Below are 12,151 nucleotides of genomic sequence, written 5' to 3'. Positions count from 1 at the left end.
AGCGCGGGACAGCGAATCGGGCAAGAAATGAATCAACAGCAGCCCGCGGGTAGCCAAAAGCGCAATTCGCCGCGGAGTTTCAACCATGAGCTTGGCCGGCGGACTACGCTTCGCTCATCCGCCCTACGATTTGGCGCATCACAGCCCCGATAAAACCGGCCCGTGCATCGGAGTGGCGCTGGCCGCGAGGTTCCAGCACGTTTCGGAGCAGAAAGCGTCCGGTAATTTCGAAGCCGTCCTGCAGGTCTCGGTCGGTCAGGCTGCCCTCACCTTCCTCGCCCTCGCGCATGAAAGGCGGAAGGCGCAGGAGTTTGTCGCGCCATGGTTCACCGGCCGCACGCGAAACGGCGTTGCCGGATTTCGGTGAGACATAGATCAGGTCCGTGGTCGCGCCTGTGGCGGCACAGTTTTCGAGATCAAGGCCGACACCGAGTTCGGCAAGCATTGCGAGTTCGAAACGGATCGTATGGATTGCCGCGACCGCTGGATGATCGAAGTCGTCGAGAATGGCTTCGAGCATGGCGAAGATCTCGTCATGCGGGTCACGCTCCGGCAACAGCCGGGCTACCGCTGCCAGATGTGTGACGCCGTAAGCCGCATGCGACACGCCCAGCAGCGTTGCGGCGCGTAATCTGGTGCCGTCGAGCAGGTAGTAGCCGAGCTGTTCGTCGAGCCGCGCGCGCCAGATCGCCTGCACGCTGTTGCCGGGCTGCAAAACGGGCCGCATCCGTGCACCGGCGCCGCCACGCACGAGGCCGAGATGGCGGCCATGGCTACGCGTCATCAGTTCGACGATGGCGCCGGATTCGCCATGCCGCCGCACGCCGAGGATGATGCCTTCGTCGGTCCATTCCATGGGGGGATTATAGTTCGTAGGATGGGTAGAGCGAAGCGAAACCCATCGGCGGAGCTTGCCGCAACGACGGGCTGATGGGTTTCGCTCCGGCGCCGCGCACCTGCGCTCTACCCAACCTACAGATCACCCCCTGAACCACTCCCGCGCGTCGCCGGAGAAGGCGCAATAGAGTCCAAGCCCGGTCAGAATGCAGGACACGATCTCGATGGCGCTGTCGAATTGCAGGCCGTAGACGCCAAGCACCTGGAGCAGCGACAGCGCCGAGAACCCCAGCGACACCAGCAGCACCCAGCGCGGCCAGCTCTTGCGCCGATAGGCTGCCAGCCAGACCAGATAGACGAAGAACAGCAGCATGCAGGCGGCGACAAACGTCGCCACGGCAATCGTGCCCTCGGACAGACTGGCATCGGCCGTACGATCCTGGAAGGCGATCGATACGCTGTCCAGGATCAGCGACACGTAAAGCAGCACTTCGAAATAAAAAACGTTCTTCGGCAGATCGGCGGGAGCGGTCACGGCTGAACTCACTTGATCGGTCCCAGCTTCATTCCTGCGGGAATTCGAGGCCCATTTCGCGATAACGGTTGGGATCGTCGCCCCAGTTCTCGCGCACCTTCACGAACAAAAACAGATGCACGGGAAAGCCGACGATCTCGGTGAGCTCGCGGCGTGCATCGGCGCCGATCTGCTTGATCGTCGCGCCGCCCTTGCCGAGCACGATCTTGCGCTGGCTCTCGCGCTCGACGAAGATCGTCTGCTCGATGCGCACGGAATTGTCCTTGCGCTCCTGCCAGCTGTCGGTCTCCACCGTCGACTGATAGGGCAGCTCCTGATGTAGCTGACGGAAGATTTTTTCGCGGGTGATCTCCGCCGCCAGATGCCGCAGCGGCGCGTCCGACATCTGGTCTTCGGGATAATGATATGGACCTTCCGGCACGTCGGCCGCGAGCCGGCGACGCAGGTCGTCAACGCCGTCGCCGGTCATCGCCGAGATCATGAAGATGTCTTCGAACTTCAGCCGCTCATTGGCATCCTGCGCCAGCTTCAGCAACCGTTCCTTGGAAACGATATCGACCTTGTTGATCACCAGAATCTTGGGATGATTGACATTGCCGAGCTGGTTGAAGATCGCCTCGGCCTGTTCATTGATGCCCGCCTTCGCGTCGAGCAGCACGCAGACGAGATCGGCGTCATGGGCGCCGCTCCAGGCGGTTTTCACCATCGCGCGGTCGAGTCGGCGTTTCGGCAGGAAAATGCCGGGCGTATCGACCAGAATGATTTGCGAATGATCCTCGATGACGATCCCGCGGATCAGTGCGCGCGTCGTTTGCACCTTTCGCGAGACGATGGTGACCTTGGAGCCCACCAGCGCGTTCACGAGCGTCGACTTGCCGACATTGGGCGCACCGATCAGCGCAACGAAACCGCAGCGGGTGTTCTGCGGGGCGCCTTCGGCGGTGTGGTCAATGTCGTCGTTCAAGTCATCATCCTTCAAGATTTTACGCCTTCGCGCTCCAGCATCGCGGTTGCGGCTGCCTTCTCGGCGGCACGTTTGCTGCCACCCTCGCCTTCAGCGGAGGCGAGCCCGCTCACATCCACCGCAATTTTGAAATGCGGATCATGATGCGGGCCGGAGCGGCCGACCTCGCGATAGATCGGCGTCGGCAAGCCGCGCCCCTGCGCCCATTCCTGCAGCACGGTTTTGGGATCACGCAGCGGCCGCACCGGCTTGCGCATCCGCTCCGTCCAGTTGCGCTGGACGAAGGCTTCGGCTGCGGGATATCCGCCATCGAGAAAAATCGCGCCGATGACCGCTTCGCAGATGTCGCCGAGCACCGATTTGCGCAGGCGTTGCCCTACGCCGGCGCCGACGGAACCAAGCTTGATGCCATCCTGAAATCCCAGCGAGCGCGCGACATCGGCGCAGGCCTCCTTGCGAACGAGATCGGCCAGGCGCTTCGACAGCTCTCCTTCGTCGCCATGCGGAAAAGCGCGATACAGCATGTCGGAGATCACGAGGCCGAGCACGTGGTCGCCCAAAAATTCCAGCCGCTGATAGCTCTCGGTACGGCTGCGCTGCGACTTCAGCGCCGAAACATGGGTGAACGCCGTTTCAAGGAGCTGCGCATCCTTGAACTTGTGACCGATCCGCGTCTCGATTTCGGCCGCCGCAGCCTTGGCCTCGGCGCGCGCACGCTTCTTGCGCTGGGCCGCAGTCTCCTTCGGCGCCTCAGGCGCCGGGCTGTGATCGTCGGAATTCGGCGCTGCGGCTGTCTCGATGGTTTTGGTGTGATCGTCCGTCATCGCACAATGGAGAAAATGCGGCTCCAGCGCACCGCAGTCGGCCAGCGCCAGATCTGCCAAGCCTGCTCGCCTTCGGCGATCGAGAAGAAAATCATCTGCGCGCGGCCGATCAGGTTTTCGGACGGCACGTAACCCACCGCCGACTGCACGCGGCTGTCGGTGGAGTTGTCGCGGTTGTCGCCCATCATGAAGAAGTGGCCGGCAGGGACTTTGTATTCGATGGTGTTGTCGTAGAAGCCGTTATCGACGCAATCGAGCGTCTCATAGGTGACGTTGTTGGGCAGCGTTTCCTTCCAGCGCTTGACCCGCGCCGTCGCATCCGAACCGCAGGGATCCTCGCCGACGAAATCGCTCAGGCGTTCGCGCTGCACCGGCTTGCCGTTGATGTAGAGCAGCCCCTCTTTCATCTGGATCGTATCGCCCGGCAGGCCGATCACGCGCTTGATGTAATCGGTGGTGTCGTCCTTCGGCAGGCGGAAAACGACCACGTCGCCACGGGCCGGATCGGAGCCGAAGATGCGGCCGGAGAAGATGTTGGGCGACAGCGGAATGGAGTAGTGACTGTAGCCATAGGAATATTTGGATACGAACAGATAATCGCCGACCAGCAACGTGGCCTTCATCGAGCCCGAGGGGATGTTGAAGGGCTGAAACAGGAAAGTGCGGATCACCAGCGCGATGAGCAGTGCATTGATGACGACGCGGATGGTTTCGCCGAAGCCGCTTTCAGTCTTGGTCCCCGAAGTCACGCTCATCGCTTTCCCGATTCCCGCGGCTGATTGCGCGGCTGGTCTCACATTTCATGCCGGGGCGCCTGCCCCATCTCAATAAAACGCAATCAATTCAATCTATTACGGCAAAATCAAGCGAGGCCTGGAAAGGCGAAAGCGAGAATTCGCGCCGGTTCGGTATCGCAGCAGGTTTATCCGGTTGCGCGGATCGGCGCAACGAAGCCTGCCCGGCCCTGCCGCAAGTTTGCCGCACGATTCCGTGCAAATAAGTGTCCGAAACACGACAATTCCAGCGGCAGACTTGCGCAGGAGGTCTGTCAGGATTTGGGCGGGATGACGGCCGAGATGATCACAAAGGCCTGCGCCAGCGGCCAGTCGTCGGTGATCGAAAGATCGATCTGGGGCTCGTGCCCTGCCGGGGTCAGTGCCTGCAAACGCGCCAGCGCGCCGCCGGTCAGTTTCATCGACGGTTTACCGCCCGGCAGGTTGACCACCCCCATGTCGCGCCACCAGACGCCCTGGCGGATGCCGGTGCCGAGCGCCTTGGACATGGCCTCTTTGGCAGCGAAACGCTTGGCATAAGTGGCAACCACCATCTTCTCGCTCTTGGCGCGGCGCTCGGCACGGGCACGCTCGGTCTCGGTGAAGATGCGATCGAGAAAGCGGTCACCATGGCGTTCAATCACCTTGGCGACGCGGGTGATATCGATCAGGTCGGAGCCGATACCGATGATCATGCGCTCGCTCGCTTGGCGACGCCGCGATCCATTGCTGCACGCATCTGCTTCACGGTTTCGGAGAGGCCAACGAACAGCGACTCGCCTATCATGTAGTAGCCGATGTTCAGCTCCTTGATGTCGGGCAGCGCGGCGATCGTCTCGGCAGTAGCGTAATCGAGGCCGTGGCCGGCATGGACTTCGAGGCCCATCGACTTCGCCAGCTTCGCGCCGGCGGCGATGCGCTGCCATTCGGCGTCGGCCTTGATCAATTCGCCATCAGTAATGGCATCGCACCACGCGCCAGTATGAATCTCGATCACCGGCGTTTTCAGCGTGGCGGCCATCTCGATCTGCTTGGGATCTGCGGCGATAAACAGCGACACGCGCACGCCAGCATCGGTGAAGCGTGCGATAGTCGGCTCCAGCGACTCGCGCTGGCCGACCACGTCCAGACCTCCTTCGGTGGTGAGTTCTTCGCGCCGCTCCGGCACCAGACATACCGCATGCGGCTGCACGCCGAGCGCGATGCGCACCATGTCCGGCGTCGCCGCCATCTCGAAATTCAGCGGCTTGGAAATCTCGGCTTTCAGACGCTCCATATCGGCATCGCGGATATGGCGGCGATCCTCGCGCAAATGCGCTGTAATGCCATCGGCACCGGCGGCGATCGCTTCGAGCGCCGCGCGAACCGGATCGGGATGCTTGCCGCCGCGGGCATTACGCAGGGTCGCGACGTGATCGATATTGACGCCAAGGCGGAGAGACGAAGACGGCATGTCAGGCTTTCGCAAGCGGGTGTCGAGAGTTCCTTCTAGCAACATGGCGCTGTCATTGCGAGGTATTGCGGGCATGCAAGGCCCGTAGGGCGGATGAGCGTAGCGTAATCCGCCGGCCGATTCACGGTGGAGACTCCGCGGCGGATTACGGCTTCGCCTCATCCGCCCTACGGCCGCGTGTTACAGCAACCCCAATTCACGCAGCTCGCGGCGCATCGGCTCGGGCATTGCCTCGATGCTCGCGGCGGCCTTGCCGAGATCGGGCGGCGCATCCTTGTCGGTAAGATAGCGCCAGCCCTGAAATGGACGCAGCGGACGCGGCGCCACGGTGACGGGCTTCGGCTCCATGATCAGTCTGCAGCGATTGATGCCCTCGCCGTCACGAAATGGTTCGATGGCGATCAGCTTCTCGCGCAGCGCGATCTCGCCGCGGATCACCCAATAAAGCGAGCCACCATCGAGCAGTTCAGTATCGCGCTTCGGCACCATGCGGGTGACATGGATGTGCTGCTGCTTCTCGCCGCGCGCCTTGGCCGCGCGCATACGCTCGCTCAGATAGCTCTTGAAATCGGCGATGGACTCGCAACCGACGGCGAGTTTGACGAGATGCAACGGCATGCGCGTGAGATCGGAACCAACAGCAGTCTTAAAGGTGTATCTACAGCTCAATTATCCGTCTGCCCCGCTCCGGGCGCAAGCTGAACCGGCGCAACCGGCTGTGGACGGACCGCTTCCTTCGCCGCCTCTTTCGGCGCGGCCTGCTTCTTTGGCGCGGGGCGCGGGGCGGCCTGTGCGTTGGCCGGCTTCGGCGCTTGAACGGGCGTGTCGGTCATGATCGAAATCGGCGGGATCGACGAAGATGACGGGAATTCAGCATTGGTCGGCCTGCCCGTCGGAACCGACGCCGGAAGACCGCCGATCGCGGCAGCTGCGGTTGCCGCGCCCGGAACCGGAGATGGAGCCGCGGCGATTGCCGGCGGCGCGGTCCAGGCCGGCACATAGCGCGTCAGCAGACCCTCATAGAACCGCTCGCCCATATTGGACGCGATCTGCTTGTGGTCTGTGACGGAAGCATAGGCCGGGCAGCTCTCCGGCATGCAGCGATCGCGCGCCTGCAACACATAAGCAAACAAGCCATAGCGATCACGCTCCACCGCACGGCGCAGCAACGCGAGCTCTGGCGTCATCGTCTTGTCTGCGGCGGCGACATCGCCATGGGCGCGCAGACGGTCGAGCAATGCAGCCGAACTCGACACGGCCGCAGCTACGGATTCCGGCGAGGCAAACAGCGATTTCTCGCACGCGGCAAGCACCATATCTCCCGCGAGTTCGTCCAGACAGGACAATGCCGGCAAGGCGCTTGCAAATTGCAATCCCGCCGGAGCCGACGCTGCGACCGCGTGCTCCGTCGTCTCGGAGCTGCGCAGAGTGGCCGCTGCCGCGACGCCGATGGCGAGCAACGTGATCACCGTCAGTGCGCCATTAGCGACCGACTTCTCGGCACGCAGCAGCGTCACCAGCACGATCAACGCAAAGAACACGGCCGCTGCGAATGCGAGCCACATGGGGAGTGTGGCCGAGCGCCAGAGATGATCGAGCGAAACCGCCCAGGCCGCATTCATTCGGAAGTCCCCACCGATATTCAAGACGTTGCGGCTGCATGCACCCGCAATATGCTGTTGTTATGGCGACGATATCCGCCAGAACAAGTCCGGATCGCAGCCGACGCGATCACTCTTCCTCGAAGCGCGGGATCAGGAGGGTTTCGGCGAGCCCTTCCTCCGTCCACTGCCGGAACGCCGGATTCGCCTGCATGGTGTCCATGTAAGCGCGCGCGGCGGGAGACACCTCGATGGCGTAGGTCAGAAAGCGGTGCACCACCGGCGCGAACATGGCATCGGGGGCGCTGAAAGCGCCGAACAGATATGGGCCGGCCGCACCATAGCGCGCACGGCAAGACGACCAGATCTCGTCGATACGGGCGATATTCGCCCTGGCATCATCCGACAGCACCTTCGCCTTCACCGGCCGGTGCAGGTTCATGCCGCATTCATTGCGCAACGGCATGAAACCGGAATGCATCTCCGCCGAGATCGACCTCGCATGGGCCCGGTGGGCGGCGTCTTCCGGCCACAGCTTCGCCTCGGGGAAACGCTCAGCGGCGTATTCGATGATCGCCAGGGAATCCCAGACGGTGACGTCCCCATCGATCAGCGCCGGCACTTTCCCCGACGGCGTGACATCGAGAAGCCGCTGCTTGTCGGCGGGGCCGGTATAGAGCGGGATCATCACCTCATCGAACGCGATGCCGGCGCCCTTCAGGGCGACCCATGGGCGCATCGACCACGACGAGTAGTTCTTGTTACCGATCACCAGTTTCAAAGCCATCATCTGCTCCCTGCAAGGCGCGCAAAATGCCACGCGCGCGCCAGCGCTGCAATCAAGTTGGGCATAGCAGGCCGTTGCCGCCCGCGAAACGAAGTGGCAGAACCGCAGCCTGAGACGATGGGGGCCGCATGCTGAACTATTCCTGGATCGACGTTTTTGCGCTTGGCTTCTTCATTCTGGAATGGGCTGCCTATGCGATCACGCTCGAACACAGCAAATATGGTCGCGACAGCCTGTCGGCGCGCATGCATGCCTATCGCGAGGTGTGGATGCGCCGTCTGCTCGCGCGCGAGGCACGGATCGTCGATACCCACATCCTGACCTCGCTGCAGAACGGCACCGCCTGGTTCGCCTCCACGACGCTGATCGCCATCGGCGGATCGCTGGCACTGCTGCGCGCCACCAATGAAGTAATGCCGATCATGGCCAATCTGCCGATCGGCTTCAATTCGTCGCCGGGTCTGTGGGAAATCAAGTGTTTCGGGCTGATCCTGATCTTCGTCTACGCCTTCTTCAAATTCGCCTGGGCCTATCGGCTGTTCAACTATGTCGCAATCCTGGTCGGCGCGATGCCCTTCGCAGCGGATCGCCACACGCCGGAAGCGGAAGCGCATGTGGTGCGCACGACGCAAATGTTTGGCGCCGCCGCGCGACATTTCAATCGCGGTCAGCGCGCATTCTTCTTCGCGCTTGGTTATCTCGGCTGGTTCGTGAGCCCGTGGGTATTCATCGTTTCCACCGCAGCGGTGGTAGTGGTGACATGGCGACGGCAATTCGCGTCCAGCGCCTGGCGTGCCATGGGCGACGATCTACAAATCGCCAAGAAGACACTCGCCGAGGAGAAAGCTAGCTCCCGAAATCCTGCGGCGTGAACGGCAGATCGAGCACCCTCCACTCATTGTATTTGTCTGCCGGCAGCATCGAATAAGGCTGGCAAGCTTCCAGCGCATGTTTGGCGGCCTGCAGCAGCAATGCCGCCTTGGCCGGCCGGCGCACCTCGATCACCGTCGGCTCGGCCACGAGGCGACCGTCCGGCGACAGCATCGCGCGCAGCTTCACCATGGCATCGTCGCTGCGCGCTACATCGGCCGGCAACTTCAGGCATGTTTTCAGGTGGCGATGAAAGGCAGCAATATCGGTCTTGGCGACATCCGCCTGCTCCGATGCCGGTGCGCCGCCGAAACCGGGCAAACCGAGCATAACGCCATATTTTACCGTGATGTCCGGATCGGGCTGCGGCGGCGCCTGTCCAACTACCGACGGAGGAAGTTGCAGTTCCGGCTGCTGCGGCTGCAAAGCGGTCTGCTGCTGCTCCGACGGCGGCGCGGTCGGCTGCGGCGATGATGGCGCCTGGGCCTGCTGCTGGGGCGACGAAGACGGCCGGGGCTGCTGCTGTTGTGGATGCGGCGCAGGTGCAGCCTGCTGTTGCGGGGAGGCACTTTGCGGCTCGGAGGGCGGTTTGGCCGCCGACTCAGCTGGCGTCTTCTCTTCCAGCGTCGGCTGGAAGGTCAGGTCAGGCAGGCGGAATTCGGGTTTTGCAGGCTCCGGCTGCTTGTCCGGCTCCGGCTGCGCCTCCTCGGCCTTCTTCTCGGCCTCGGCGAGGTCCTGGGGCGTCACCAGATCGACGCTGACGCTTTCGTCATGGACCGCGATCGGCCGGGCATCGGCGAAGTAGACCCCTGCGGCCAAGGCCAGATGACCGAGCACCGAGGCGGCGATCGCTGCGCGAATGAGGTGCCGAGGTTCCATGAATGCGAAGGATATGAACTTGAAGACAATTGGTACGCGAGTGGTGCGACCTTAGCGCCGGTCCCCTCTGCGCGCCATGTCCGCCATGTCACAGCTTGCACGACGATGCGGGATCGGCGATGCCAGGACATGGCCAAATCCGAATCCAAAGCTCCAAAGAAATCGTCCGCCGCAACGCCCAAGCCGGCGAAGCCCAAACCCCTGCCCCTCGACGAGCGCATCCTGGCCATTCTCGGCCGCGATCCCGCCCGTTCCCTGAGCGCGCCGGAGATCGCTCAGATGATCGAGCCGGAGGGCGACTGGCATGCACAACTGGCGCCGATCCGTCGCGCCGCCGTAACATTGATGCTGGAAGGCCGGCTTGTGATTTATCGCAAGGGCAAGCCGGTCGAAGACCCCGAGGATTTCCGCGGCGTATATCGGCTAGGGCTGCCGAAGGACGAATAGGCCGCTACTGCTTCTTCGGTCCCGGCAGCAATTCACTGGTGCGGCCGATAAGCCTGTAAATCACGAGGCCGACCCACTCATGCAGCGCGATATCGGCACGCGCGAGCCCAGCACTGGCGGTATCGAAGGTCTCGGATGCATCGATCCAGCCACGGGTACGCCAGTCCACCGGATAGGCATCGACATCGAAGCCAGCCTTGCGGAAGACACCGATCGAGCGTGGCATGTGCCAGGCAGAGGTGACGAGAAGCCAGCGCTCGCCGGGCTTCGGATTGACGAGGCGCGCGGTGAAAGTCGCATTCTCCTCGGTGGTGCGGCTGTCGGTCTCCAGCACGATTCGATCAGGTGCGACGCCGAACTGCCGCAGCACGTCGCCGGCGACCGGCGCCTCGGACAGCGTCTGTTCGATCAAACTCGCAGCGCCACCGGTGAAGGCGATTTTCGCCTGTGGATAGCGGCGTGCGAGCTCCAGCATCGCGACGACGCGCTCGCCGGCCGCATTGATCTCAAGCGAATTGCGAGCCGCGGTGGCATCGGGATCGATGGCGCCACCGAGCACAACAACGCCATCCGGCGCCCGGCCGCCGTCCTGCCATTGCGGAAAACGCTCGGTGAGCGACAGTAGCAGCACATTGCTGAGCGGCGAATAGCCCAGCACCAGCAGCAACAGGACACCGAGACTGACCAGCCAGGTGCCAATCCGTTGTCGGTTCAAGAGCACCAGCGCGAGGCCGATGACGCAGAGCGTGGCGATGATATTGGACGGCTGCGTGAAGAAGCCGAGGATCTTCGAGGCATAAAAGAACATGATAGGTCCGCTGGCGGGCAACGAGCTTGGAAATGGCCGATCCCCTCTGCGGGATCAATGAGGCAAATGCGCGTTGGCCGGCATGACAGCCAAGTCAGTCCCATTTCGGCGCGAAACCGTAGTCGGTCAGCCGACCGTCGGAGCGACTGAGGGCAGAAATGGTTGCCATCTCATGTTCGGACAACATGAAATCGAACACGTCGATATTTTCAGACAAACGCTCGACTTTCGAGGTGCGCGGAATCGCAACGGCCCCCTGCTGCACGAGCCAGCGCAGGCAGACCTGCGCAGCACTCTTGCCATATGCTCTACCGATGGCGGCAAGCGTGTCGTCGCCACGGACATTGCCCTTGGCGATGGGACTGTATGCGACCAGCGCCAGACCGTTATCGCTGCAGGCTGTGCGCACTTTCGCCTGGTCGAGATACGGGTGGTACTCGACCTGATCGCAAACCAGCGGCTCCGGACAGGCGGCGATCGCCTGCTCGATCAGCGTCACCGTGAAATTCGACACCCCGATATGCCGCGTCAATCCAAGGCGCCTGGCATGCGCCAGCGCGCCGAGCGTCTCGTCCAGCGGCACCTGTGAACTGGGCCAGTGCAGCAGCAGCAGATCCACCTCGCTCATGCGCAGCCGCGTCAGGCTTTCCTTCACCGAGCGTTCGAGATTGTGGGGTGCGAAATGCGTCGTCCAGATCTTCGTGGTGACGAAGATCTCGTTGCGCGGCACGTGCGATGCACGAATGCCCTCTCCGACGTCACGCTCGTTCTCATAGACCTGTGCGGTGTCGATATGACGATAGCCGAGCTTGATGGCCTGCTCGATCACCCGCGCGCAGGTGCGGCCACGCAGCTCCCAGGTGCCGAGCCCGATGGCCGGGATACGGGCGCCATTTGCTTCGACGAACTGCACGCCGTCCCCCTTGTTGGAGAAGACACGTTCTTCATGGGCGGATGCGAACTGGCATCCACTTTTCGAACCATATTGCGCGCCGGGGGCTAGTCCGGCGCTGTTCGAGCTCACGCCGCTCGGATCGAATGCTCAGGCACCCGCAGGCGCGAGCGCCGCAAACACCGTGTCGGGTGCATGGGCGATCACAGCCAGAAGCGCACGCGCCGGGCCGCGCGGGCTGCGCTTGCCCTGCTCCCAGTTGCGAATGGTCTCGACGGGAACACCGAGGCGGGCAGCGAATTCGGTCTGGGTCAGTTGGGCACGGCGGCGCAGGTCGCGCACCTCCGGCTCGCTGGCGCGTGATTTGACCGGCATCTCGGGCGCGAGCGGCACTTCGTGCCCGTCGCGCAATTCGACGATCCGTCCGTCAGCCTTCAACCGCAAGCGCATGTTCGACCTCTTTGCCAGGGATGGTCGGGCA

General features: G+C 62.9%; 16 protein-coding genes. 2 read left to right on the top strand and 14 right to left on the bottom strand.

Annotated features, from left to right (window positions below):
• Positions 1-103 precede the first annotated feature (103 nt).
• The 10 genes from recO to E0H22_RS11645 all read right to left on the bottom strand — a co-directional run bounded on the left by recO (position 104) and on the right by E0H22_RS11645 (position 7,774).
• Positions 104-856: a DNA repair protein RecO gene (gene recO / locus E0H22_RS11690; RefSeq protein WP_233025801.1), complete on the bottom strand. Its 753-nt coding sequence runs from the start codon at positions 854-856 to the stop codon at positions 104-106.
• 123 nt (positions 857-979) lie between these two features.
• A complete protein-coding gene (locus E0H22_RS11685; RefSeq protein WP_233025800.1) occupies positions 980-1,384 on the bottom strand; it encodes a hypothetical protein in 405 nt (134 codons plus the stop codon).
• Positions 1,385-1,400: 16 nt separating this feature from the next.
• A complete protein-coding gene (gene era / locus E0H22_RS11680; protein ID WP_233025799.1) occupies positions 1,401-2,336 on the bottom strand; it encodes a GTPase Era in 936 nt (311 codons plus the stop codon).
• An 11-nt stretch (positions 2,337-2,347) separates the two neighbouring features.
• Entirely contained in the window at positions 2,348-3,160 is an 813-nt protein-coding gene (gene rnc, locus E0H22_RS11675; protein ID WP_233026308.1) for a ribonuclease III, read from the bottom strand.
• Positions 3,157-3,915, bottom strand: coding sequence for a signal peptidase I (gene lepB, locus E0H22_RS11670; RefSeq protein WP_233025798.1), 759 nt, complete (start codon positions 3,913-3,915; stop codon positions 3,157-3,159). The genes rnc and lepB overlap by 4 nt, the downstream gene beginning before the upstream one ends.
• A gap of 293 nt (positions 3,916-4,208) precedes the next feature.
• A complete protein-coding gene (gene acpS / locus E0H22_RS11665) occupies positions 4,209-4,628 on the bottom strand; it encodes a holo-ACP synthase (RefSeq protein ID WP_233025797.1) in 420 nt (139 codons plus the stop codon).
• Positions 4,625-5,386 carry a pyridoxine 5'-phosphate synthase gene (locus E0H22_RS11660; protein ID WP_233025796.1) on the bottom strand — a complete coding sequence of 254 codons (762 nt, stop codon included), beginning with the start codon at positions 5,384-5,386 and terminating at the stop codon, positions 4,625-4,627. The genes acpS and E0H22_RS11660 overlap by 4 nt, the downstream gene beginning before the upstream one ends.
• 180 nt (positions 5,387-5,566) lie before the next feature.
• Complete coding sequence (locus E0H22_RS11655) at positions 5,567-6,004, bottom strand: DUF1489 family protein (protein WP_233025795.1); 438 nt, start codon at positions 6,002-6,004, stop codon at positions 5,567-5,569.
• A gap of 47 nt (positions 6,005-6,051) precedes the next feature.
• Positions 6,052-7,008 (bottom strand): hypothetical protein, encoded by a 957-nt coding sequence (locus tag E0H22_RS11650; protein ID WP_233025794.1) that lies wholly within the window; start codon positions 7,006-7,008, stop codon positions 6,052-6,054.
• Positions 7,009-7,117: 109 nt separating this feature from the next.
• Complete coding sequence (locus tag E0H22_RS11645) at positions 7,118-7,774, bottom strand: glutathione S-transferase family protein (protein ID WP_233025793.1); 657 nt, start codon at positions 7,772-7,774, stop codon at positions 7,118-7,120.
• Between the two features lie 128 nt (positions 7,775-7,902).
• On the opposite strand from E0H22_RS11645, the gene E0H22_RS11640 reads away from it, so the two are divergent.
• The gene (locus tag E0H22_RS11640) at positions 7,903-8,646 is read left to right on the top strand and encodes a DUF599 domain-containing protein (protein ID WP_430715247.1); all 744 of its coding nucleotides are present in this window, start codon (positions 7,903-7,905) and stop codon (positions 8,644-8,646) included.
• On the opposite strand, the gene E0H22_RS11635 is transcribed toward E0H22_RS11640, so the two are convergent.
• Positions 8,621-9,523 (bottom strand): hypothetical protein, encoded by a 903-nt coding sequence (locus E0H22_RS11635; RefSeq protein WP_233025792.1) that lies wholly within the window; start codon positions 9,521-9,523, stop codon positions 8,621-8,623. The genes E0H22_RS11640 and E0H22_RS11635 overlap by 26 nt on opposite strands.
• Before the next feature lie 129 nt (positions 9,524-9,652).
• On the opposite strand from E0H22_RS11635, the gene E0H22_RS11630 reads away from it, so the two are divergent.
• Positions 9,653-9,970 (top strand): DUF3253 domain-containing protein, encoded by a 318-nt coding sequence (locus tag E0H22_RS11630; protein WP_233025791.1) that lies wholly within the window; start codon positions 9,653-9,655, stop codon positions 9,968-9,970.
• A gap of 4 nt (positions 9,971-9,974) precedes the next feature.
• Here the strand turns inward: E0H22_RS11630 and E0H22_RS11625 are convergent, their stop codons facing one another.
• From E0H22_RS11625 to E0H22_RS11615, 3 genes are all read right to left on the bottom strand, one after another.
• On the bottom strand, positions 9,975-10,778 hold the full coding sequence (locus E0H22_RS11625) for a YdcF family protein (protein WP_233025790.1): 804 nt from the start codon (positions 10,776-10,778) through the stop codon (positions 9,975-9,977).
• 94 nt (positions 10,779-10,872) lie between these two features.
• Complete coding sequence (locus E0H22_RS11620) at positions 10,873-11,691, bottom strand: aldo/keto reductase (RefSeq protein ID WP_233026303.1); 819 nt, start codon at positions 11,689-11,691, stop codon at positions 10,873-10,875.
• Between the two features lie 129 nt (positions 11,692-11,820).
• A complete protein-coding gene (locus tag E0H22_RS11615; protein ID WP_233025789.1) occupies positions 11,821-12,120 on the bottom strand; it encodes a helix-turn-helix domain-containing protein in 300 nt (99 codons plus the stop codon).
• Between the last annotated feature and the right edge of the window lie 31 nt (positions 12,121-12,151).

Source organism: Rhodopseudomonas boonkerdii (genome assembly GCF_021184025.1).
In the GTDB taxonomy this organism is placed as follows: Bacteria; Pseudomonadota; Alphaproteobacteria; order Rhizobiales; family Xanthobacteraceae; genus Tardiphaga; species Tardiphaga boonkerdii.
Note: the sequence above shows the minus strand (reverse complement) of the source record. Positions and strands in the feature narration are given on the sequence as shown.

What these genes read in the sequence shown, in the direction of transcription:
- lepB (WP_233025798.1), bottom strand. Translation starts at nt 3,915, where the DNA reads ATGAGCGTGACTTCGGGGACCAAGACTGAAAGCGGCTTCGGCGAAACC.
- E0H22_RS11630 (WP_233025791.1), top strand. Translation starts at nt 9,653, where the DNA reads ATGGCCAAATCCGAATCCAAAGCTCCAAAGAAATCGTCCGCCGCAACG.
- acpS (WP_233025797.1), bottom strand. Translation starts at nt 4,628, where the DNA reads ATGATCATCGGTATCGGCTCCGACCTGATCGATATCACCCGCGTCGCC.
- E0H22_RS11625 (WP_233025790.1), bottom strand. Translation starts at nt 10,778, where the DNA reads ATGTTCTTTTATGCCTCGAAGATCCTCGGCTTCTTCACGCAGCCGTCC.
- E0H22_RS11660 (WP_233025796.1), bottom strand. Translation starts at nt 5,386, where the DNA reads ATGCCGTCTTCGTCTCTCCGCCTTGGCGTCAATATCGATCACGTCGCG.
- E0H22_RS11635 (WP_233025792.1), bottom strand. Translation starts at nt 9,523, where the DNA reads ATGGAACCTCGGCACCTCATTCGCGCAGCGATCGCCGCCTCGGTGCTC.
- E0H22_RS11645 (WP_233025793.1), bottom strand. Translation starts at nt 7,774, where the DNA reads ATGGCTTTGAAACTGGTGATCGGTAACAAGAACTACTCGTCGTGGTCG.
- E0H22_RS11615 (WP_233025789.1), bottom strand. Translation starts at nt 12,120, where the DNA reads ATGCGCTTGCGGTTGAAGGCTGACGGACGGATCGTCGAATTGCGCGAC.
- E0H22_RS11650 (WP_233025794.1), bottom strand. Translation starts at nt 7,008, where the DNA reads ATGAATGCGGCCTGGGCGGTTTCGCTCGATCATCTCTGGCGCTCGGCC.
- rnc (WP_233026308.1), bottom strand. Translation starts at nt 3,160, where the DNA reads ATGACGGACGATCACACCAAAACCATCGAGACAGCCGCAGCGCCGAAT.
- recO (WP_233025801.1), bottom strand. Translation starts at nt 856, where the DNA reads ATGGAATGGACCGACGAAGGCATCATCCTCGGCGTGCGGCGGCATGGC.
- E0H22_RS11655 (WP_233025795.1), bottom strand. Translation starts at nt 6,004, where the DNA reads ATGCCGTTGCATCTCGTCAAACTCGCCGTCGGTTGCGAGTCCATCGCC.
- E0H22_RS11640 (WP_430715247.1), top strand. Translation starts at nt 7,903, where the DNA reads ATGCTGAACTATTCCTGGATCGACGTTTTTGCGCTTGGCTTCTTCATT.